Here is a 24,481-nt window from a genome sequence, read left to right as displayed (position 1 = left end):
GGGAGAGGAGACCGGGCTTCACAAATGTACCCCGGGCGAGCGGCGCCTGTCCCCAGGGTAACCAAAAAAATTTGCTGGGAACAGTTGTTTACTGACAGCTATCTTGTCACTGTCGATGTGGTAGAACAAAGGTGCCGAGGGTTTCCTGTAGGTGAAGGAGGTGAATAGGTTGCGATTAGTGCTTACGATGCGGCCGTCATCCGGTCGGGACGATTTTGTCCTGCCGCTGACGTACAACGAATACGTTCAAGCGGCGCTGTATCACATCCTGCCGGAGGATTTTGCCGCGTTTCTCCACGACGAAGGCTATTCTTATCTGAAACGGAAGTTTCGCATGTTCTCTTTTTCCCGGCTGCTGGGGAAGTACGAAGTTCTTCGCGACCAAGGACTGATTCGGTTTTTTGGCCCGGTGCGGCTGGTGGTGGTGTCTCCCCTCGCCGAATTCACTCATGCGGTGCTGGATCGGTTGCTGGGGGATGCGATGCTTCGCCTGGGGAATGTAGAGTTGGAACTGGCGGAGGTCGAAAGCTCGAACCCGAAAGTTCAGTCCTCCCGGATCCTCGTCCAGACTTTGTCGCCGATCACCGCATATTCGACGCTTTTCAAGCCGGATGGCCGAAAGTACACGGTTTATTTTCACCCCAGGGAGTCTTCTTTCTCCGAAGTGGTTCGAGAGAATCTGCGCAAAAAGGTGAAGGTGGCCCGGGATGAAATCGGGATCGAAATCGGCTTCCCGGAGGAGGATTTCGCCTTCGACATCCGCCCGGTGGGGCGTACGAAAAAATCTGTCGTCGTATACCGGGATGTTTTTGTGCAGGGGTATTCGGGTCGGTTCGAACTGACCGGTCCACCCGCAGTCCTCTCCCTGGCTTTGGATTTTTCCTTGGGAAGTAAAAACAGCCAGGGATTCGGGTGCGTGGATTTGATCAAAACGTACACCGAGGAAGGCGGTGATGTTCATGTTGATCGAGAGCCTTATTCGGCTGGGTAAACCCTTTGTCAGCGGCGGACTGCCGCCGGCGATGATTTTGGATCAGGTGTCCGATATTGGAGATGTGAACGCCAAGACTTTCTTGTCCCATGTGGTGATCGCCGAGGTGGACCCGGAGACTAACGCCATTGCTGTGGAGTGGGTTCGGTGGGTCCAGGTTCATACCGAGCGAGAGGGGAAAAAGACGAAAGAAATCGCGTATCCGGATTACGAACACGCCCGGACCGCCCCTTTCGTGGTACCTGTGGGGGGAAGTCCCCTTCATCCCCAGGGTCGTTATGGGATTCCGGCATATCTTTTCTATGAAAAGCACGTGGAGGCCTTTCGCAAGGACGTCGCGGAGGTGGAAACTTTTCTCCGGGGCCGGCTAAAGAGAACCGCAGCGGGGGATCTCCCGGATCCTTTGGTGGACGAACTCTCTGAGCGGATCCACGAATTCTTCAAAGCTACGGAATTTCCGGCCAAAGAGAAAGCGATTGGCTTGTTGGTCCTCGCCCTCATGAACGATGGCAGCACCTTTCGGTACGAATCCCAAAGTTATGCGCTGAGGACGGGTTGGGAAGGAATCCTGGCCCCGAGCTTTCTCAATGCGAGCCGGGTGATTGTGGCGGACTTGGAGCGCACGGTGGATCGCTTCTGGGAGTCCAAGATCGCCGAGGGGGAAGAAAAGGGACGGCTCTCCGGCGACGATGCCATCTGCGCCTTTTGCGGCGCAACCGGGGAAGTGATTTCCGCTTATTCGAAAGCTTGGAACTGGTTCACCACCACCTGGGTGGGACCCTTGGCGACCGAGTTGTCCCAAGACCGGCTGGTGGAGGGGGTGGCGCTTTGCCCCGGTTGCTACAAGGCTCTGACGTACGGGAGCCGGGTGTTCGATCGGCTCACCAGGCCCATGCCCTTGTCGCTGGCTCGGGAAATCTTCGCCCCTGCCAGCAGCCCGTCGGGCATAAAACAACAAAGGATGCGCAGCGCCGCCGACATTCCCACCGTCTATGGGGGTGTCCTCCCTCTGCCGGTGCTGGACGAATGGCTGATGGACCCCGACGAACGAAAAGCCTTTATCCAGAAAATGTCTAAAATGATGGGCCAGGATCAGGTCGTCTTTGAGTCGTCCAGGGACCTCCACCTCAAGACGTTGACCGGGTTGGAGATGTGGCTGCCGGATGTGGATGAATCCCAGGAGTATCGGCTCATGATCCTCTACTATTCTGGCGATCCCAGCCGGGCCGATATTCATCTTCGGGCGGTGATCGAAGACATCATCCCGTCCATGGCAAAGTCTGTACATGACCTTGTCCGAGAGGTTTTTGAAGAGAGCGAACCGTTGCGGGAGCGGCTGCTGGGCCCGGACCTGGCGGAGAGGATGAAGGAATCCTTCTTGTCTCTTCCGAGCTTGTTGGCCAAAGCCTACGGGCCGGCCCACGTCTGGGCGACCCTGGCCAGTGTGCTGCATGGCCGACCCCTGAGTCGAAGGCGATTTGTGGAATTGGCGGCGGCCCGATTGCGGGAGTTGACTTCCCAGTATACACAGAAATTGTTTGACATTCGGCAAGAAGTTCTGTTTGACCTGGTATTTTCGGATTTTCTCCAGCGCTACTCGGCGAAACTGGCTGCGAAAGGAGCGGAAGCACCCATGCGTCCATGGCCGGAAATGTTGGAACTTCTAAAGGGCTCTGTCGACCACCCGCCGGTTTGGAAAGATGTTCAGGAACTGGGATTTGCCAGTGGATATCTGCTGCGGGAGTTTGGCAAACGTTATTTTTTAAAGGCAAATAAGGATTACTTAGAGAGCCGGGTCATCACCTTTGGGAATCAGGTGACGCCAGAAGTGGTTCTGAAATATGGGCTCATGAACCTAAAAACCCACGCCGCCCGGCATCGCATCGGTGTCTGGGATTTAGAAAAGCTGCTGGGCTCCTTGATGGCCGGGTTTCTGGAACACAAGGAGGGGCTGCGCAAGGACCCCGATGGCTTTCTGGCCGCATTTTGGGCGGGATACTGCCTGAATCGCCCGGACAAAAAGTCCGAGGGAGCCGAGGACGATCGAGGAGAGAGCGAAACGGCGATTTGAGAGGCCGTTGAATCCTCACGGATTGCCACTTGCGCCTTTCGTATAAACCACAAATATGTCGAGAAGGAGTGAAGCATGATGTCAGATCTTCGCAGTGGAGAAATCATTTTCGTCAAGAGTGTGAAAGACGGGATTCCAAACCGGGATCCCTTAAATGAGAGCGATGCCCGGCGGCTGTTCAGTGAAGAGGACGGGCGGATCTCCCTGTCCGATGTCAGCATCAAACGAGACGTTCGGGACTACGTCCTTGCCCGTTATCCCGACGGCGGTGACAGCAAAAACAAGTTTGTGTTCGTTCGGGAAGAAAAGACCGAGGATGGAAAGTTGCTCGGGCGGGGGAGTCTGGCGAAAAAGATTCAGGAGCGCTCCGGACGCAAAGGAAATATGGATGAGATTTTGAAGGAGAGCGCTTTTGATGTACGGGTGTTTGGGGCGGTCTACAGTGTGGGGGGATCTTCCTTTCATCTCACCGGTCCGGTGCAGTTCGGTTGGGCTCACTCCCTTCATCCAGTGGAAACTCGCTATGTCCAGGGCACGGTGGTGATGCCGAGTAAAGACATCAACGAGAAGGCGAGTGGCCGGGGCGGAGAATCCGAGGAAAGCGCGGGGAAACAACAGGGGACGATTTGGACCACCTACACCCTGCCCTTTGCCGTCTTTGTGATGCCCGGCATCATCAACGCATCCATTGCCCGGGAGACGGGGATGAGCGAGGACGATGTGGATTTGTTGCTCGAGGCCCTGTGGAAGGGCACGCAGTACCGCCAGGCCCGGGGGCGGGGGATCCAACAACCGCTGTTTCTTGCCCACGTGGAGTACGCGGACCCGTTCTTCCGGATCGGCTATCTCGAGGAGCACGTGCGATTGTTGCCCGAAAGAGAGGTCTGGTTGTCCGGGGAGCGGCCGAGCTCGGTGGCGGAGGTCTCCCTGGATGTGCAGGATCTCGGCCGGGTCCTCCGGGATTACCGGGACCGGGTGGCCCGGGTGAGGTGGTGGATCGATCCGTCCCTCGATATCAAGGGGGAGCTGCCCGGGGAGAAACAGGCGGCATGGTGAAAGGTGGGACAGGTGATGCGGCTGCTGGTGTTCGACCTGAAGGGCACCCTGGCTCATTTCCGACGACCGGATACTACGGCCACTCATGCGTCGTATCCGGTGATTACGCGCACAGCTCTGCGGGGACTGCTGGGCTCGATTCTGGGATTAGCGGAGTTTAGCGGTGAATCTTGGGCGGGCATCCAACTGCTGTCCCCGGTGCGCACCGTTCTCCAGGAATTGTCCTTGCTCGGGAAGGGATTTCTGACGAGCGGGCCGGCGATGAATCGTCCTACTTCTATTGAATTGGTGGTCAATCCCGCTTATCGCATTTATTATCACGGGGATTATCAAGAGGAATTGATGGCGCGGATCCGGGAGGGGAGAAGCCATTATCACACATATCTGGGGAGTGCCTTTGCCCTGACCTTTCCCCGGTTCGTGGGGTCTTGGGAGGTCCCGGAGGTGGAGTTGACGCCGGGGATGACCTATCGCTGTCGAACGGTCCTGCCGACCCAGGTGGTTCAGGGGTTGGTGATGTCCCCGGGGGATTCGAAGCTGCAGGTGGGGCGTATCGGAGGGGTTCATTACCATTATTTGGGCGGACGGCGATTTCGGGGCGCGGTTCACTTGGTGTACGAAGTGCAGGGGCAACCGATTTCCTTTGTCCCGGCGGCCTCCCCGGCGGAGCCGAAAGTCCGGTTTGCGCAACTTGGGGACGAGGTGGTATGCCTGTGGTAAGACCATTTGGTGAATGTGTGGCGCGTCCTGCGGAGGGGGAACGTCAATTCCCCCTGCCCCGGCACTTGGAAACGGTGGCATCGGGGGTGGGCAATTTCCAGGGCCAGCCCGCCGAGCGTCTGGATTACCTGGCGGGTTGGATGCACGACATTGGCAAGTCAAACGAAAAATGGCAGTGGTACATTGAGTCGCCGCGGTCCCGGAAGGGGCCGCCGCACTCGGTATACGGCGCCATTTTGTATGCCTATTATGCCGAACGGTTGCTGAATATCTGGAAAATGCCCAGGAGGGAAAAGACTGAGCTGCGGAGGCGTGTGCAGTGGTGGTGCCGGGATCTTCTCGACCACCACGGGAGGCTCGGCGATATCGAGGAAACGGAAGTGCCCTGGAGAAGCTTTCCGCCGCAATGGGAACACTTTGATCTCCCGGGTATCCACGACGCGGTCAGCCGGCTGTTTCCGGAGGTTGCCGGGTCCGCTCCTACGGTGGGGTCGTTGAAGGCCTGGCACAAGGGGTTTGTTGACACTTGGGCCAAATGGTACATGGATTGGACGGGTCAGGCAGTGTTAGCGAGGTACGAAGAGGCGGAGGCGCCGGTTTCGTGTCTTCGCCTCTCTACCGCCTCCCTGATTCGCGCGGATCGATTCGACGCGGCCCAGATCGAGCCCCGGCGGCTTCAGCGCGAAGAGCTGGAGGGTGCCTTGGCGCATTTGGAAAAATTTCTCGAAGATAAGGGTCGACAGGCGGCGGGATCCACGCTGGCGGGAGGCGGGCTCACCGGCGTGACGGCCCTTCGCCAACGGGTGCACCAGCAAGCGGTGGAGCGATACCGCCAAAACCCTGAAGGAGACTTGTATGTCTTGAAGCTTCCCACGGGTTTGGGGAAGACCCTCACGGCTCTGCGGGTGGCGCTGGAGATTGCCGGGGACCGGGGGAAAGAAAGGATTGTCTATGTGGCTCCTTATTTGACGATTTTGTCCCAGGCTGCGGGAGAGATCGCCAAGGCCTCGGGGCTGGAAGTCATGGAGCACCATTCTCTGTCAATGACGGAGGACCGTGAATGGGATGACAAAGCGATTCTCTTGCTGGAATCTTGGCAGTCCCCGGTGGTGGCGACGACGTTTAACCAAATGTTTCGGGCTTTTTTTGCGCAGCGTGCCCAAGAAACCCTCCGGCTGGCCGGGCTCGAGAATTCCGTAGTCATTGTCGACGAGCCACAAATCGTCGATGACTCCGTCTGGCAACCTTTTCTCGCCATGATCCAGGGCGCCGCCCGGGAGATGAATGCGACGTTTCTCTTTGTGACGGCCACCCTTCCGCCGCTCCGGCCGGGGCTGAAGGAGTCCCCGATTCACCTGGCACCTCCTGACATCCGTTATCCGGACCGATACCGGGCCCGGGTCGTGGCTGAGCCGTGGGACGAGAAGCAGCTGGCCGATCATCTGGTCGGACGGGAGAGAGACACGCGGCATCTGGCCGTGATTTTGAACACCATTGGGGATGCGGCGAGGGTTTATCGAGAGCTGTCTGAAAGGTTGAAGGATGCGGGCCCCGCCGATTCGGAGCCGCGGCTTTTGCATCTCCACGGCTTGATGACGCCCTTGCACAAGCGGCTGCGGATTGAAGAGATGAAAGAGCGTTTGGGAGCGGGGCAGCGGTTATGGGCGGTGACCACCCAGATTATCGAGGCCGGTGTGGATGTGAGTTTTCAAAAAGTTTACCGGGCGCGGCCGATCTACTCCTCGGTGATTCAGGCGGCGGGGCGGGTCAATCGGCACGGGACAGGGGGGGAGCCTGGGGAGATCGTGGTCTTTTCGTTTTTGCGAGGCGGGGAACAGGATTCCAGGGTCTGGGTCTATCAGAACGCCATTGTCCGGGAGGAGACGGACCGCAGTTTGAGCAAGGCGGCCGAGTGGCTGGAGCACGAGCTGTACGAAGAGGTGGATCAGTACTTTTCCCGATGCTCGGCCCGCTCCAGCGGCGCGGCGAAAATGAAGGCCCTGGTCCAAGCGGCCCAAGGGCGGTGGAGTGCTGTGAGCGGCTGGTCGCCCTTCGAACAGGATCCGCGGCGGGTGTCGATTTTTGTCCCGTGGGGCGAGGGGCACTTGGAGCGCCGGATCTTCCAGGACATCCGGAAGCGCATGAATGAATTCGGGATCCGGGAGGTCCGGGAGATTTATGAAAGGTATTTGGACCGGGCGTGGATGGGGGGACTGTCCTTTGTGGCCCGAAAGCGCTTCATGGCGTTGACGCAGCAGTTCATCGTCTCAATGCCGCCGAAGATGGCGCTGCAGGTGGCGGCAAACCTGGCGGATGACGTGGAGATTAAACTGGCCGCCGACCTGGTGGAGTACCGAGAGGACCGGGGGTACGCCGATCTGGCCGCGGGAGTGGTGGAGACTGGCATTTTATGAAGATATGGGTGGGCGGGTCGGGGGAGCCGAGGTGAGGGCATGGAGGAGGAAATCCGCATTAACGGGACGCTCGTCTGGTATTACACGTATTGTCCCCGGGAAGCGTGGCTGATGTCTCGCCAAATGACGCCGGACGAGGATGATGAGAATGTGGTGATCGGCCGATTCTTGCACGAGAACCGGCAACCCAGAGGCCGCAAGGAGGTCGAAGTGGCGCATTCGAAGTTGGACGTGGTGCGCCGGGAGTCGGGAACATTGGTGGTCACCGAGGTGAAGAAAAGCGGGCGCTCGCTGAAGGGCGCCCGGATGCAGGTGTTGTTTTATCTCAGGGAATTGAAGAATAGGGGGATCGAGGCCGAAGGGGAACTGGTGGTTCCGGAGGAGCGGAGGGTCGAGCGGGTGGTGCTCACCGAAGAGGACCGGGCAAAGATCGAAGAGACGGTGGAAGAGCTTCGGGCATTGTTGCGCCGGGAGACGCCGCCGCCGGCGCAACGAATCCCCGCGTGCAAAAGATGCGCGTACGGGGAATATTGCTGGGCGTGAAGTGAGGGGTCGAGACGTTGGGGAAAAGCGTATACCTGTTTTCCGGCGGGCACTTGCGACGAAAGGACAACACGTTAGTGTTCGAGAGCCCGGACGGAACGAAGTACCTTCCTGTGGAGAATATTCAAGAGATTTATTTGTTCGGAGAGGTGGACCTGACCAAAAGTCTTTTGGAATTTTGCTCCCAGAAAGAGATCCTCCTTCACATTTTTAATTCGGAGTATGAATATTACATGGGAACGTTTTATCCCCGTGAGCATTTGAATGCAGGGCATGTGACGGTGAAACAGGTGGAGCACTATCTGGATCCGCAGCGTCGCCTGGATCTGGCCAGGCGGTTCGTGGAGGGAGCGGCCCGCAATATGCTGCAGGTGTTAAAATATTACCGCAACCGGGGCAAAGAGGTGGAGGGCCACCTGGAGCGCATCCAGGAGCTGGAGGGGAAAATCCCCGACACGGCGGAGGTTCCGGCTCTGATGGCCCTTGAGGGCAATATTCGGGAGCAGTATTACCGCGCATTCGATGCCATTGTGTTGCAGGAAGATTTTCGATTTGATCGCCGCACCCGGCGGCCGCCGGAGAATCATCTGAACACGTTGATCAGTTTTGGGAATTCTCTGTTGTATTCCGCGGTTTTGCGGGAGACGTACAAGACCCATTTGGATCCGAGAATTGGATATTTGCACACGTCAAATTATCGCCGGTTTAGTCTGAATCTGGATGTGGCGGAGATCTTTAAGCCGATTTTGGTGGACCGGCTGATTTTTACCGTGCTCGGAAAGAAAATGATTACCCGACGGGATTTTGATGCGAAGTTGGAAGGGATTTATTTGAAAGAAAGCGGGCGCAAGGTGTTCGTGTCCGAGTGGGAGCGGCGTCTCGGGACCACGATCCGTCATCGGAGTATCGGGCGAGAGGTGTCCTATCGCCGCCTGATCCGTCTGGAGCTTTACAAAGTGGAAAAACACGTGGTGGAAGGAGAGGAATACCGGCCGTTCGTGGCCCAGTGGTAGTGGAGGGCGAGGGATGGACCGGTTTGGCGGCGTGAGGGCAGGAAGGGGGCAGCGCAGCCAGGTTCTGTGGAAACGTTCTCGACACCGGAGGATGCGGGCGTGAGGGCAGGAAGGGGGCAGCGCAGCTGTGAGCCCTCGCTTCCTGCCCGGGTGGCGTATGGTCAGCAGGTGAGGAGAGGGGAAGGTTCGGCTGTGTTCGTGATCCTGGTGTACGATGTGGCCCAGAAGCGGGTGGCGAAAGTGTTGAAAAAGTGCCGGGAGTATCTGACATGGGTGCAAAATTCGGTGCTGGAGGGGGAGATCACGAAGGCGAATCTGTACAGGCTGAAAAGGGAATTAAGGGAAATCATTCGGGAGGACGAGGACTCGGTGATTATTTATATTTTAAGAACGACGACCTATTCGGAAAGGCAGATTATGGGGGTTGAGAAGGGGAAGTTTGATCAGATTTTGTGATGGCGGGTGAGGTCGGGGGATTTGGTCCTAGGGATGACGGGGGGCTGGCGAAGAAGACGTGTGGATTGGGGAGCCTGGGCTGTGGTCCGGCTCCTTCTTTTGTAGCCCAGCGCTGGTTCCCCAACCTCAACCCGCGGGATGGAAGGTAATGAGCGATCGAATTTAGCCAAAAATTCTGATCCTAACAGCCCCGCTTCTTGCCTAGGGCGCTTTGGCGATTCCTGTTTATGGAAATGTCGTCGATCGGAGATCGAACAAAAAACCCGGGGGATCGACGACAAGAGACGGCTTGTTCAAAGTCACCAGAATTCGCGTCATCTGAAACAAAAACTCCGTTTCAGGAGTTGATGCACTTCTCCGCACATTGTATGCTAGTAGCAAGAGGCCCTTCGTATAGCGCGGGGAAAATGGGGGGTTCGTAGCGTGCCTATGAGGAATGGAAACTCCGCGAATCCCCGGACGTCCGCTACGTCGACGAAGTTCGTAGCGTGCCTATGAGGAATGGAAACTTCTTCAATCATGGTCAATATCATCCAAATCCCTCCGTTCGTAGCGTGCCTATGAGGAATGGAAACCAAACCTCGTCGACCGCGCTCTCGGTGACTCGCATGTGTTCGTAGCGTGCCTATGAGGAATGGAAACTGGTGGCGATGGCGTTCCAGGTCTGTACCAGGAAGGCGCGTTCGTAGCGTGCCTATGAGGAATGGAAACGTCGAGCAACGTGGCCACCCGTTCATCCTGCAGTGCCAGTTCGTAGCGTGCCTATGAGGAATGGAAACCGAGTTCGTGGAGGACTGATGGGGTGGGGCACGTGGTTCGTAGCGTGCCTATGAGGAATGGAAACTTCGAAGACGACGCGATCCGGCGTGGTCCCCATCGTTCGTAGCGTGCCTATGAGGAATGGAAACCCAGCGATATGATTGAGAACATGATTAAATACGCAGGGGTTCGTAGCGTGCCTATGAGGAATGGAAACGATGGACTCCCTGCGACAGCAGGAGTGACGCATGGGGTTCGTAGCGTGCCTATGAGGAATGGAAACACACTGTGTTCGGGCCCGGAGAGATGACAGATTCCACGTTCGTAGCGTGCCTATGAGGAATGGAAACCCCGGCTGGCCCGGGGTATGCAGAAGACTTATCAAAGTTCGTAGCGTGCCTATGAGGAATGGAAACCTATCCAAAAATCATAATCGGTCAATGACGATAGATAGTTCGTAGCGTGCCTATGAGGAATGGAAACGCCGTGACGGGGGACCCGGATTTGGTTCTTGTGCCGGACTCGTTCGTAGCGTGCCTATGAGGAATGGAAACGCCTCATGGTCCACACTACCCTGACCGGGCCGCGCAAAGTTCGTAGCGTGCCTATGAGGAATGGAAACCCATTCCGGCGTGCCTGGTTTCATGGTCGTAAAAAGTTCGTAGCGTGCCTATGAGGAATGGAAACACGAGGTAGACGAAAAAGAGTGTTCGAAGGGTTGCCGAGTTCGTAGCGTGCCTATGAGGAATGGAAACGAGATGTACTCGCCGTGCGGCCCTTGGACCATCGTTAGGTTCGTAGCGTGCCTATGAGGAATGGAAACTCCAGGACCATCGCCAAATCCGAAAGGTCCACATATGGTTCGTAGCGTGCCTATGAGGAATGGAAACTCAACCCTGTCGCAGAACTCCTCCATCTTCTTCCGGTTCGTAGCGTGCCTATGAGGAATGGAAACTCGACTTGTGGCGATTGGCGAGGTTTGCCGAGTATGCGTTCGTAGCGTGCCTATGAGGAATGGAAACCTTGTTGGACGGCGGGGAACGGCTCGGTAAGACGATTGTTCGTAGCGTGCCTATGAGGAATGGAAACGGTTGACCCACGATGTGACGAAAACATTTCAGGGGGTTCGTAGCGTGCCTATGAGGAATGGAAACAAGTATAATCAGAAAGAGCGAAGGAGGAGTCAAGATGGGTTCGTAGCGTGCCTATGAGGAATGGAAACCGGGTGACGGGTGGTGAAATCTTTTCGAGCTACATCTCCAGTTCGTAGCGTGCCTATGAGGAATGGAAACTTATATGTTCCGTTTGACACATTTGTCAATGTCCCGGAGTTCGTAGCGTGCCTATGAGGAATGGAAACATAATTCACTTGCCGTCAACCCGATATTCGTTTCAACGTTCGTAGCGTGCCTATGAGGAATGGAAACTTTGGCAATGTATAGATCCCAGCCCCTGCTGCTTGTACTGTTCGTAGCGTGCCTATGAGGAATGGAAACCTGCCATGACCCGGGCGAAGATCGCCACGATGCTGAAGTTCGTAGCGTGCCTATGAGGAATGGAAACAGCGATAAAAATGGAGTTGCCGGATTCCCGTTTTTATCGTTCGTAGCGTGCCTATGAGGAATGGAAACGGAGATATTGGGACACAAATTGGAAATATTGAACAGTTCGTAGCGTGCCTATGAGGAATGGAAACAAGGGGGGGATGCTGAACCCGGGCTGGTCGAACCCAAGAGTTCGTAGCGTGCCTATGAGGAATGGAAACTTGGTCAGGACCGCGGCGCTACCGGCGTCAATCGTGGAGTTCGTAGCGTGCCTATGAGGAATGGAAACGCCGTATCAGAGATATTGCATCAACCGGCTTTTAACAGTTCGTAGCGTGCCTATGAGGAATGGAAACCCGTCCGCAACGGCAAACGTTCCCTTTCTCTACAAAAGTTCGTAGCGTGCCTATGAGGAATGGAAACTTTTCTTCGATCTGGCTATCAGATCAGACCGAGTTGAAGTTCGTAGCGTGCCTATGAGGAATGGAAACTTGTCCAGCGCGACAGCCTGGTATTGGTCCGCAGACAGGGTTCGTAGCGTGCCTATGAGGAATGGAAACACCGGGACCCCGGCGCCAAATGGGCTTTTGGATTTGTGTTCGTAGCGTGCCTATGAGGAATGGAAACCTAGTCTGGAGGTGGCAACTGCTCCATGGCCTGAATCCGTTCGTAGCGTGCCTATGAGGAATGGAAACGGGACAACCTGGACCCGTCGAAGCGAAGCAAGTACAACGAGTTCGTAGCGTGCCTATGAGGAATGGAAACTGGCGGAAGCCTGGAACATGAGTCCAGGACTGGCGTGGTTCGTAGCGTGCCTATGAGGAATGGAAACCTCGTCGTACCATGCGGTGTATTGATCGTGTTCGATGGTTCGTAGCGTGCCTATGAGGAATGGAAACCGTACTTCGACAAATACGGGGTCTTTCACATCGTTTCGTTCGTAGCGTGCCTATGAGGAATGGAAACGAAGAGGCGGCGGTGAAAGTCGAGGCCCACAAACGAAGGTTCGTAGCGTGCCTATGAGGAATGGAAACCTCGCAGCCTCGTCAGCGGCCTTCAGGACAGACTCGTTCGTAGCGTGCCTATGAGGAATGGAAACTTTCTTTTGGCACTACTGTTTAACAATTTTGCGAAGTTCGTAGCGTGCCTATGAGGAATGGAAACGCGCAACGGAGCAACATCAGTCGCTCCGCCACGCATATGGTTCGTAGCGTGCCTATGAGGAATGGAAACACGTGCATGACTTCAACGCCCGCTAGATTGGCGGCCATGTTCGTAGCGTGCCTATGAGGAATGGAAACACGGAGTACATCGACCTGCTCGGGCACTCCATCGACAGGTTCGTAGCGTGCCTATGAGGAATGGAAACCAGTTGCGCTCTGATCCGTTGCCGACGGCTGTGTTTTCGTTCGTAGCGTGCCTATGAGGAATGGAAACGCGTGAGTGTGATCTGCTTCCATAGGCCACCCGTCTCGTTCGTAGCGTGCCTATGAGGAATGGAAACTGCTCTCCACACATCCTTTTGGCGGCCTCATAGTCCTTGTTCGTAGCGTGCCTATGAGGAATGGAAACTAATGTACTCACCGAGTTCCTTTAGGTCCGGCATCGTTCGTAGCGTGCCTATGAGGAATGGAAACTGAGCTAGCCGTTTGTAGAGATCGTAACAACAACAGCCTAGTTCGTAGCGTGCCTATGAGGAATGGAAACACAGGGCCATTGGAAAGGCACTGAGAAAGGATGAAGCGAGTTCGTAGCGTGCCTATGAGGAATGGAAACCGCCAGGAGAGGACCAGAACCAAGCATTGCTCTCGTGGTGTTCGTAGCGTGCCTATGAGGAATGGAAACGAAGAAGTAGTGATCCCTCCTCCGCCGCCCCCAACAAGTTCGTAGCGTGCCTATGAGGAATGGAAACCTGCAAGTCCTCCAATTCCAAACATAAGCGGCTTTGCTGTTCGTAGCGTGCCTATGAGGAATGGAAACCTCCCCAAGAAATACGGCAATCATCATCGATACCGCAGGTTCGTAGCGTGCCTATGAGGAATGGAAACAGGTGATAATGCGGCGCGTGGGTGATCCACAGGACCGGTTCGTAGCGTGCCTATGAGGAATGGAAACCGCCCCAAGAAATGCGCGTTTGGCAGGCCGTCAAGGTTCGTAGCGTGCCTATGAGGAATGGAAACCAAACGGCTAGCTCATAAATCGCAATCCGCAGTTCTTCGAGTTCGTAGCGTGCCTATGAGGAATGGAAACACCTAACCAAACCTAACCTAACCAAACCAGAAAAACATCGTTCGTAGCGTGCCTATGAGGAATGGAAACCGGGAGAACCCCGGAGCGGCGTGGGGAGTGCGGACAGGGGTTCGTAGCGTGCCTATGAGGAATGGAAACTTCAACGAAGGCATCCCCAGCGGGCTTGGTCATCTGCGTTCGTAGCGTGCCTATGAGGAATGGAAACGACGTTCTCGGGTGGCAATTTCAGCAGGCCGGGCAATAGTTCGTAGCGTGCCTATGAGGAATGGAAACTGGCATGGTGGGTGCATCGCAATGGATAAATTGAAGTTCGTAGCGTGCCTATGAGGAATGGAAACAACTGTCGAACTAATCTTGCTATTACAACTTTGAAGCGGTTCGTAGCGTGCCTATGAGGAATGGAAACTGGATCGTAGTATATCGTGGATAGCTCATACTCCCTTGGGTTCGTAGCGTGCCTATGAGGAATGGAAACATAAGGGAGGCTTGAAACATGCGAGGTGATATTTTCCAGTTCGTAGCGTGCCTATGAGGAATGGAAACTCCGTCATGTGGCATGTACTTCACGCGCCGATTCCCGGGTTCGTAGCGTGCCTATGAGGAATGGAAACCCAGGGACGGACGGTGGGTATCCGTCGGGCGGTATGAAGTGTTCGTAGCGTGCCTATGAGGAATGGAAACTCATCGTACCGGCCCATCGTGAAATCTGACTCAGTGTGTTCGTAGCGTGCCTATGAGGAATGGAAACAAGTATAATCAGAAAGAGCGAAGGAGGAATCAAGATGGGTTCGTAGCGTGCCTATGAGGAATGGAAACAGCCGTATAATGCCCAGAGTCCCAAGGGCTGGCAAGTTCGTAGCGTGCCTATGAGGAATGGAAACCGGTTTGGACGGTCGAGCCATGCGCTGGCCCAGGATTTGTTCGTAGCGTGCCTATGAGGAATGGAAACTTGGTAACCACTGGTATCAGGGGCCGAAGCGGTCGACGCGTTCGTAGCGTGCCTATGAGGAATGGAAACTCAAACCAAACCAAAGCCGCGCCGGTTTCGGGAAAGTCTCGTTCGTAGCGTGCCTATGAGGAATGGAAACTTTGGCAATGTATAGACCCCAGCCCCTGCTGCTTGTACTGTTCGTAGCGTGCCTATGAGGAATGGAAACTCAGTCTGTTGGACCTCGGTCAATTCATGGACCAGGCGTTCGTAGCGTGCCTATGAGGAATGGAAACTCCCTCAGCCATGTGCCTACTTCCCGACCCTTGTACGGTGTTCGTAGCGTGCCTATGAGGAATGGAAACGTGGATCAAGGCTCTGGCATAACTCGGCAGACTGTCGAGTTCGTAGCGTGCCTATGAGGAATGGAAACTCTGAAGATCAATCAATTTTTCCCACCGATCTTCTTGTTCGTAGCGTGCCTATGAGGAATGGAAACTTGAAAACTCGCCATCTGCTGTTGACTTTGCTGCTGAGTTCGTAGCGTGCCTATGAGGAATGGAAACATGGGCGGCGTCTCGTCCACCACACTTTCAGGTTCCGGGTTCGTAGCGTGCCTATGAGGAATGGAAACAAGTATAGTCAGAAAGAGCGAAGGAGGAGTCAAGATGGGTTCGTAGCGTGCCTATGAGGAATGGAAACTTGTGCATCCCTTGGGTCCATTTTCGGTCTCCCTCCTTGGTTCGTAGCGTGCCTATGAGGAATGGAAACGCTGTTGGTGTGCACCGAAGCCGTGTCATGGAGATGTGTGTTCGTAGCGTGCCTATGAGGAATGGAAACTAACCGTCGTGGATCGGGTTCGGACCGCCCGCCATGGTTCGTAGCGTGCCTATGAGGAATGGAAACTCGTGCGCAAGACGTTCAACGCGCACAAGGACTCAACCTAGTTCGTAGCGTGCCTATGAGGAATGGAAACACGGATCAGCCCGGCAGACAATCCCCACTTTTTCTGTTCGTAGCGTGCCTATGAGGAATGGAAACAAGTCGATGTTCCGCACGAGTACGGATACCCGACGGTGTTCGTAGCGTGCCTATGAGGAATGGAAACGCAATCTGTCGGTTCCCAAAAAATGGCCCCATCAGGTTCGTAGCGTGCCTATGAGGAATGGAAACACGGAGGCCCAGAGCTACGCGCAGGAACTCATAGAGGAGTTCGTAGCGTGCCTATGAGGAATGGAAACGAGTATACCAAGGGGGTTTCAGGGGATGAGACGATACGGTTCGTAGCGTGCCTATGAGGAATGGAAACCAGCGATGAAGGCGAGGTTGCTTCGGAGCCACATGGTTCGTAGCGTGCCTATGAGGAATGGAAACCTGTTGTAGTTCGTTAATCGCCTCGATCCGCTCCTCTTCGTTCGTAGCGTGCCTATGAGGAATGGAAACTTTCCATATGCCACGAAGTAGCACTGCTTTTTCGCGGGGTTCGTAGCGTGCCTATGAGGAATGGAAACTGCGGTCTTTGCGGCCGTCGTCCTTCACCCTGTCGACCGTTCGTAGCGTGCCTATGAGGAATGGAAACTTGGCTGGGGAACTCTCGGCATTGGCTGATCATGTTCTTGTTCGTAGCGTGCCTATGAGGAATGGAAACCCGTCACCAGGACGTTGTGTTGCGTTTCGGTGATAATGAGTTCGTAGCGTGCCTATGAGGAATGGAAACATCGGGCACTGGGCGGTGGCCGGATGCACCCTCTCGTTCGTAGCGTGCCTATGAGGAATGGAAACGTACCATCCACCTGGTTTCCAGCGACCACTTTCGCGCGTTCGTAGCGTGCCTATGAGGAATGGAAACCATTTGTGGTATTGGCCGCCGCGATTGTGGCCGTGGCGTTCGTAGCGTGCCTATGAGGAATGGAAACTGTCGACCAAACCCGAACCGTCTTCCGGTTGGCTGACGGGTTCGTAGCGTGCCTATGAGGAATGGAAACCTAATGATTGGGCTGTGGTAGAAGATGAAACTTGAAATGTTCGTAGCGTGCCTATGAGGAATGGAAACTCAAACCAAACCAAAGCCGCGCCGGTTTCGGGAAAGTCTGTTCGTAGCGTGCCTATGAGGAATGGAAACTCCAGTACATGGGACGGTCATAACCTGGGCGTCATGCGGTTCGTAGCGTGCCTATGAGGAATGGAAACTCCTTCACCCCCTACAGTTTTTGCCATATTGACCAAGTTCGTAGCGTGCCTATGAGGAATGGAAACAACATCAAATGGCAGTAAGGCGGCGATGCCTATGGACGTTCGTAGCGTGCCTATGAGGAATGGAAACATGGCACCAGCTGGTACGTTTCCTGCCTTCCCGGGATCGGGTTCGTAGCGTGCCTATGAGGAATGGAAACCCCGCCGGTACGCCTCGACGGCTGCGTCGGCAATGCGGTTCGTAGCGTGCCTATGAGGAATGGAAACCCCGCCGGTACGCCTCGACGGCTGCGTCGGCAATGCGGTTCGTAGCGTGCCTATGAGGAATGGAAACACCGCCGCAACAATCGAAGGCGTCTTGGCCGTGACAAGTTCGTAGCGTGCCTATGAGGAATGGAAACCGTCAAGCGCCATTGGTCAATCCACCTCCCCTCACGTTCGTAGCGTGCCTATGAGGAATGGAAACGAGTCGGCCAGGCGGTACGCAAGGATCTTCTTCGCTCCGGTTCGTAGCGTGCCTATGAGGAATGGAAACTCGGCCAGAGTCTGGGTTGCGAAATCGGACGCCTCCGTTCGTAGCGTGCCTATGAGGAATGGAAACTTCTCGTCGGCCAGCCAGAAAACCGGCTGGCCGAGAGTTCGTAGCGTGCCTATGAGGAATGGAAACACGGTCGAAAAAGCGCTTCTTGATCCAATGCTTCTCGGTTCGTAGCGTGCCTATGAGGAATGGAAACTTGAAGTTCCTCTACTTCTGTATCGTGGACGTGACCGGTTCGTAGCGTGCCTATGAGGAATGGAAACAGTTTTTCTGCCTCATACGCTCTCTGCTGCGAGTCCACTCGTTCGTAGCGTGCCTATGAGGAATGGAAACGTACCATCCACCTGGTTTCCAGCGACCACTTTCGCGCGTTCGTAGCGTGCCTATGAGGAATGGAAACCCGTCAGATCGACCCGAACACCGGGCAAGAAATGGGGTTCGTAGCGTGCCTATGAGGAATGGAAACCTGGAACGGGACTGCCTCGGCGTTTGGCGTGTTATATTGTTCGTAGCGTGCCTATGAGGAATGGAAACGCGCGGGAATTGGTTCTGTGATTCCTGGCGTCGGGAGTTCGTAGCGTGCCTATGAGGAATGGAAACAAGGGAGGGACCGCGAAGTGACCGAGTTCGACTTCTGTTCGTAGCGTGCCTATGAGGAATGGAAACCACAAACTGAAAGCCCAGTGGTGAAATGTCAAGGGGGTGGTCGAAGAAAATTGGGAATGGATGTGGGAAATAGTTACAAATGCGAAGGTTAAAGGGCGACCTTAACCAAACCCATGATGTTCGCCGAATTTTCGAGCGATGTTCATGGGTGCAAAACTGGAAAATCCGTGCGTCTGGAGGTAGCGGTTATCTCCTCCTCTCCGGGGGTGTGTACAGCTGATTGGTGCTCAGTAGTGTGAACACCAAGCGTACCAGTTTTCTTGCAGTCAGGACGAGGGCTCTTTTATGTTGGTGCTTCAGCGCTTCGTCGTGCTTCTTGCGGTAAAACTCGGCGTACTCGGAATCATGGCGGCGAACCTGGTCCGCAGCTTGAATCAGATAATAGCGCAGGTACTTGTTCCCAGTACGCATTCGGGATGTTTCATCGGCTTCGTACTCCCCGGATTGGTACTGATTCCAGACCAGTCCGGCGTACTTGGCTAAGGCGTTGTGGTTCTTGAAACGTCGAATGTCGCCGACTTCGGCTATGATTCCGGCTGCGTATACAGGGCCGATGCCCTTGACCGACTCGAGGGTATTTGGGATCGCTTTCATCAGCCTGGCAATCGCTCGGTCGAGTTTCTTCACCTCAGCGTCCATGTGCTGGATCACGCTGAGGGTAACGGACAGCGACAGATTGACGGGATCCTGCATCACCTTGTCCAGTCGAAAGGACCTGCGTGCAACCTTTTGGAGTTCCTGTGCGATCTGCTTTGGGTCGTCAAACTTGTTTCTGCTTTTGTCGACCAAGAGCGCCACAAGATCCTCAAGGGGCATCGCAGCGATTTGTTCAGGCTCCAGCTCCTGAATGACGGCGAGCGACGTGGCACCGAAAGTATCGGAGAACGGGTTGTCTTGACGCAGACCACTGAACTTAAGAAACAGCTGGTTCAGGAAGAAGGTCTTGTCCCGAGACATGGTCTGCATCACATGAAACCGAGTCCGGGTGAGACGTTGAAGCGCTTCGTATCGGATCGTGTCTGTCATGGCTTGTGGGAGACGGCCAAACCGCAGGTGGTCCGCAATCACCCAGGCATCGATGCGGTCGTTTTTGGGAAGGTGGTCATACGCCTTCTTGAAACGAGCCACTCTCCGCGCGTTTAAGACGTGAATCTGAGCGTCGAGGTGTGGTGCATGGTCCTCGAGTTGTTGTTTGAGGTAATGGGCCAGATGCCAGCCGAGGTTGGCTGTCGCCTCCATGCCGACAACGACGCGATCCATGTGCTTGGTCTCTGTGATCTCCAAGACCTTGTGAATGAGAGTGTCGGCTCCCTGTGGGTCATTGGAGATCTGAAACGAGGCCAAGTTCTGACCGGCCTCATCCATAAATTGAATATGGTGGGCCTTCAAGCTCACGTCGATCCCAACATGCAGTTTCGGCAACGGATTCACCTCCGTTCGGGGAAGAGTCAAGCCAGTCCCGGACCTGGGTGCCCGTGGGAACCACCGACCTCAGCCTCGTCATCAGCACTCATCCATCCGGATGTCAATTGCGGGCCACTACACCCCATCCGGGATGGAGGCGCAACCAGTGGTTAGAGCATGGGTGGTGGATCCTGGGTAGCAGGCTTTCCACAGCAGTACCAAACGGTCCGCAAGGAGGGGAAGAAATCTCCCGAGAAAGACTTGCTGATCCCATTGTCCCACAGGCAGGCCGGGCTGTCGAAATCTCCACCGACCAAACACGTTGGGGCTTCCCCCGACTGGAGGTGGAGAGATATGGAATTATCAAGGAACAAAGGCATGACAAAGAAACGGAGTGACGGTTGTGCAACTCCAAGACCAAACGCGATGGATTCAATAACCAACGGCGATGGGAACTTCCCCATCCAGATGATCCACAAACATGGCCAGACCAAGACACGCCGACAACCGACCTACACCAACAGATGTGGATGGGGAAGCCCACCACCTCCACCCCTATGAGCAGCTGTCTCATAGGGATGGATAAAAGAGCCGGCTCTGGAAGTTCTCCAGCGCTGCTCCAGCAGTTCCGGACCTACTGGAAATTCAACGAAGAAGACCTTCTACTACTATCATACGAGGAGGACAGTGACATGAAAGACCTGTGTTCGTAGCGTGCCTATGAGGAATGGAAACTCGATCTCAAGTACGGAAAGGGGGTGCCTGTCTCCGTTCGTAGCGTGCCTATGAGGAATGGAAACTCGGATACCACTATCTCGAAAAAGGCCGTTGTCAGGTTCGTAGCGTGCCTATGAGGAATGGAAACGGATTTCCTCGAATCTCTGTGCTGTCGTTTTCGGATGTTCGTAGCGTGCCTATGAGGAATGGAAACTCCGTATAGCCATATCCCATGATATACCCTTTTTGTCCGGTTCGTAGCGTGCCTATGAGGAATGGAAACGACCGGCATGACCTTCCGCGTATCCGACTCCATGATCTTGTTCGTAGCGTGCCTATGAGGAATGGAAACCGGAACCGGTTGCGGCTGCGGCGGACTCGGCGGTTGAGGGTTCGTAGCGTGCCTATGAGGAATGGAAACGGGTTCGCTCAGGTCGTCGGTGCGGATGATACAAAGTTCGTAGCGTGCCTATGAGGAATGGAAACCCAGAGGATGCAAAGAAGTCCCTCTACGACTTCATCGTTCGTAGCGTGCCTATGAGGAATGGAAACCGGGATCGGGCCAAACCCACTTCGGACTCGGCTTCCGGTTCGTAGCGTGCCTATGAGGAATGGAAACCGAAATCCCCCGGGGTGTACTCCCAAAAATTCGTGTACCGTTCGTAGCGTGCCTATGAGGAATGGAAACCGAAATCCCCCGGGGTGTACTCCCAAAAATTCGTGTACCGTTCGTAGCGTGCCTATGAGGAATGGAAACACGAAATAAGGATGATGGAAGCCCAAGCGGCAGCAGCCTAGTTCGTAGCGTGCCTATGAGGAATGGAAACCGACGGCTTGGGCGGAAGTGCGTCCACCCCGACATTTCGTTCGTAGCGTGCCTATGAGGAATGGAAACACCGATTCAACGGTTTTTCCGGCGGTATCGATTGCTGTTCGTAGCGTGCCTATGAGGAATGGAAACTTTGAAAACAGGCCTCATTTTCGTTGCGTCCTTGCGGGGTTCGTAGCGTGCCTATGAGGAATGGAAACCGCCTCATGTATTCTGGTGCGGCTCCCCGGTCTCCCGGTTCGTAGCGTGCCTATGAGGAATGGAAACCTCTTGGCAGCAGGCGGGGTCATGCTCGCCTGCACCGCCGGTTCGTAGCGTGCCTATGAGGAATGGAAACGCGCCGGTGGATACAGTGAGGTCGAAGCCATCCAAAGTTCGTAGCGTGCCTATGAGGAATGGAAACCCAGCTGTTTCAGATCGCCCGCATCGAAGAGTCCCGCGTTCGTAGCGTGCCTATGAGGAATGGAAACTACACGATGTCCCAACGGTCCATGTTCGGCACCCCCAGTTCGTAGCGTGCCTATGAGGAATGGAAACGAAAAAACGCCGGGAAATCCTTCTCAGCGTCTGCGGGTTCGTAGCGTGCCTATGAGGAATGGAAACACGCCACATTTCCAATCTATGTAAGCGGTGGTGTGCCGTGTTCGTAGCGTGCCTATGAGGAATGGAAACCTGGCTGCGGCAGAAGATATGATGATCTCATTTTTGGTGGTTCGTAGCGTGCCTATGAGGAATGGAAACTCCACTGGTTATCCCCCTCACTGCAGCTCTGTGGGAAGCGTTCGTAGCGTGCCTATGAGGAATGGAAACGACGAGACGGACCACCGTGTCGAGCCGATCCGGTGTTCAGTTCGTAGCGTGCCTATGAGGAATGGAAGCTCGTCGACTTGGCCAGCTTCGGCATCCCAAAGATGGACACCGTTCGTAGCGTGCCTATGAGGAATGGAAACCTCGATGATGGCCTTCCCATCGCGATAGACGAACACGTTCGTAGCGTGCCTATGAGGAATGGAAACCACAAGGTCAAACCGTTATTCACATCTACCCGGCCAGGGTTCGTAGCGTGCCTATGAGGAATGGAAACTGCGCCTGAATGCGGAGGTCGGCCACCTCTCTGGAGTTCGTAGCGTGCCTATGAGGAATGGAAACTTCGGGGAGTAAGTCGTACCATTCCCGCTCGCTAATGAGTTCGTAGCGTGCCTATGAGGAATGGAAACACCGCATGAAGTTGTATTCTCCACGATAATTACGGAGTTCGTAGCGTGCCTATGAGGAATGGAAACTGTTTGACTGCTTGTTCCGACCGGCCCAGCACCGCAGACAGTTCGTAGCGTGCCTATGAGGAATGGAAACTCAGCTTCCACAACGTGCAGCCCGCGCCTGCGCAGCTGCGTTCGTAGCGTGCCTATGAGGAATGGAAACGAATGTGTGAGTGCCGAATGCGTGGCCGGTCATGAGGCCGTTCGTAGCGTGCCTATGAGGAATGGAAACTCGCTGTTTCCTGGCCTGGACCACATGAACCCTGTCGTTCGTAGCGTGCCTATGAGGAATGGAAACTTATGCATAACGAACGCGCAACGAACGACGCTACCATGTTCGTAGCGTGCCTATGAGGAATGGAAACATTTGACAAGCACGGATAAGTTTCGGGTTGACGTTTTCTCGTTCGTAGCGTGCCTATGAGGAATGGAAACTGTCTCGGTCGAGTCGAATTCTCGAGAATTTGCGGTGCTGTTCGTAGCGTGCCTATGAGGAATGGAAACACCTCGGTGAGAAACACGTCATCGCGATGGCGCTTCGAAGTTCGTAGCGTGCCTATGAGGAATGGAAACACGAGCTCGTCGCGGCCACAGGAAGGTTTAACCGGGGGGTTCGTAGCGTGCCTATGAGGAATGGAAACGTTCCCGACGAGGAAACAGGAATGCAAGAGGTTCAGGTTCGTAGCGTGCCTATGAGGAATGGAAACTGCCGGATCGTGGAGGCCATCCGGTTTTCGATCGGCGTTCGTAGCGTGCCTATGAGGAATGGAAACAGCGCCAGGATTTCGCCCTTCCGCATCCCCGTCATGAGTTCGTAGCGTGCCTATGAGGAATGGAAACCGTCCGTCCACCTCATATCGAACCCACAAGCCGACGGAGTTCGTAGCGTGCCTATGAGGAATGGAAACCCGACAAGGCAATGCGTGAGGTATTCGGGAACCCCAAAGTTCGTAGCGTGCCTATGAGGAATGGAAACTCGAGGAACCGAAGCCGGATGATCTTCGCTTCATCCTTCGTTCGTAGCGTGCCTATGAGGAATGGAAACTGGGATCGACCGAATGATTTCTACGAAGCCGCCCGGAAGTTCGTAGCGTGCCTATGAGGAATGGAAACTTCTCCTCGAACAGACGGTCGCGCAGAGCCTTGTATTCGGTTCGTAGCGTGCCTATGAGGAATGGAAACTCGTCCGTTTCTCCCAAGAGCTCGGCCCGCAACTTGGTTCGTAGCGTGCCTATGAGGAATGGAAACACCTCCCGCTCGGAGAGATCCGGGCGTGGAAGTGGATGTTCGTAGCGTGCCTATGAGGAATGGAAACCTCTTCCGGAGACGCATCCGGACTGAGCAACGATGGTGGGTTCGTAGCGTGCCTATGAGGAATGGAAACAAAACGCACTGAAAGAGAACGCCGGACCGTTCATCGCGAGTTCGTAGCGTGCCTATGAGGAATGGAAACCTCGTCACAGCCGGAACAATCGGTGTCCCCCGGCCAGTGCCGTTCGTAGCGTGCCTATGAGGAATGGAAACTGGAAGCATACCTCTCGGATCTGCTATGAGGCGCAGAACAGTTCGTAGCGTGCCTATGAGGAATGGAAACGTGTGAGGCGGCGGGCCACGTGAGAAAGAACAACACCCTCGTTCGTAGCGTGCCTATGAGGAATGGAAACATGCCCTCCAGACCATGTTCGGCACGGACGCCATTCGGGGGTTCGTAGCGTGCCTATGAGGAATGGAAACTTGATGCGGGCCCGCTCGGCCGCGAGGACCTTCCTGTGTTCGTAGCGTGCCTATGAGGAATGGAAACTTCTGCGATGACCAATAGTAACAACGGGAGCAAGGGTTCGTAGCGTGCCTATGAGGAATGGAAACTAGAAGCGAACCCGCGCCGGAGCACCTCCTGCGCCCATAGTTCGTAGCGTGCCTATGAGGAATGGAAACCCTCCTTTGCGCTGTTCTCCAGCGCCTCGATCTCCGCGTTCGTAGCGTGCCTATGAGGAATGGAAACTATTCGTCCGCCGGTTCGCCCGTCGGTTTTCCGTCACGGCCCGTTCGTAGCGTGCCTATGAGGAATGGAAACACGCACCTGATGATCGAGGCGAACTACTCCATGGACCTGGTTCGTAGCGTGCCTAT

9 protein-coding genes and 2 CRISPR repeat arrays (1 of these 11 only partly in view) are annotated in these 24,481 nt (G+C 55.1%); of the genes, 8 read left to right on the top strand and 1 reads right to left on the bottom strand.

All coding sequences use genetic code 11. The features are described from left to right. The first annotated feature begins 178 nt into the window (after positions 1-178). From cas6 to cas2, 8 genes are all read left to right on the top strand, one after another. Positions 179-991: a CRISPR-associated endoribonuclease Cas6 gene (gene cas6 / locus BTUS_RS13665; protein WP_245543419.1), complete on the top strand. Its 813-nt coding sequence runs from the start codon at positions 179-181 to the stop codon at positions 989-991. After that, entirely contained in the window at positions 960-3,062 is a 2,103-nt protein-coding gene (locus BTUS_RS13660) for a hypothetical protein (protein WP_013076660.1), read from the top strand. Before cas6 ends, BTUS_RS13660 begins: the two co-directional genes overlap by 32 nt. A 75-nt stretch (positions 3,063-3,137) precedes the next feature. Further along, the gene (locus BTUS_RS13655) at positions 3,138-4,118 is read left to right on the top strand and encodes a CRISPR-associated protein (protein ID WP_245543316.1); all 981 of its coding nucleotides are present in this window, start codon (positions 3,138-3,140) and stop codon (positions 4,116-4,118) included. 3 nt (positions 4,119-4,121) lie between these two features. After that, positions 4,122-4,838 (top strand): CRISPR-associated protein Cas5, encoded by a 717-nt coding sequence (gene cas5, locus BTUS_RS13650; protein ID WP_218917971.1) that lies wholly within the window; start codon positions 4,122-4,124, stop codon positions 4,836-4,838. Further along, positions 4,832-7,252 (top strand): CRISPR-associated helicase/endonuclease Cas3, encoded by a 2,421-nt coding sequence (locus tag BTUS_RS13645; protein ID WP_013076657.1) that lies wholly within the window; start codon positions 4,832-4,834, stop codon positions 7,250-7,252. Before cas5 ends, BTUS_RS13645 begins: the two co-directional genes overlap by 7 nt. 39 nt (positions 7,253-7,291) lie before the next feature. Beyond that, positions 7,292-7,795: a CRISPR-associated protein Cas4 gene (gene cas4 / locus BTUS_RS13640; RefSeq protein ID WP_013076656.1), complete on the top strand. Its 504-nt coding sequence runs from the start codon at positions 7,292-7,294 to the stop codon at positions 7,793-7,795. Positions 7,796-7,812: 17 nt separating this feature from the next. Next, positions 7,813-8,808 carry a type I-B CRISPR-associated endonuclease Cas1b gene (cas1b, locus tag BTUS_RS13635; RefSeq protein WP_013076655.1) on the top strand — a complete coding sequence of 332 codons (996 nt, stop codon included), beginning with the start codon at positions 7,813-7,815 and terminating at the stop codon, positions 8,806-8,808. A gap of 192 nt (positions 8,809-9,000) precedes the next feature. Further along, positions 9,001-9,264, top strand: a complete 264-nt coding sequence (gene cas2 / locus BTUS_RS13630; RefSeq protein ID WP_013076654.1) for a CRISPR-associated endonuclease Cas2 — start codon at positions 9,001-9,003, stop codon at positions 9,262-9,264. 414 nt (positions 9,265-9,678) lie between these two features. Continuing rightward, positions 9,679-18,142: a CRISPR direct-repeat array (repeat unit 30 nt; unit sequence GTTCGTAGCGTGCCTATGAGGAATGGAAAC). 186 nt (positions 18,143-18,328) lie between these two features. On the opposite strand, the gene BTUS_RS13625 is transcribed toward cas2, so the two are convergent. After that, the gene (locus BTUS_RS13625; protein WP_013076653.1) at positions 18,329-19,564 is read right to left on the bottom strand and encodes an IS110 family RNA-guided transposase; all 1,236 of its coding nucleotides are present in this window, start codon (positions 19,562-19,564) and stop codon (positions 18,329-18,331) included. Positions 19,565-20,251: 687 nt separating this feature from the next. Beyond that, a CRISPR array of direct repeats spans positions 20,252-24,481; the repeat unit is 30 nt; unit sequence GTTCGTAGCGTGCCTATGAGGAATGGAAAC; it runs 13,778 nt beyond the window's last position.

The sequence above is a fragment of the Kyrpidia tusciae DSM 2912 genome, assembly GCF_000092905.1.
GTDB lineage: Bacteria > Bacillota > Bacilli > Kyrpidiales > Kyrpidiaceae > Kyrpidia > Kyrpidia tusciae.
The sequence above is the reverse complement of the archived record's forward strand: the minus strand, read 5'-3'. Positions and strand labels throughout refer to the sequence as shown.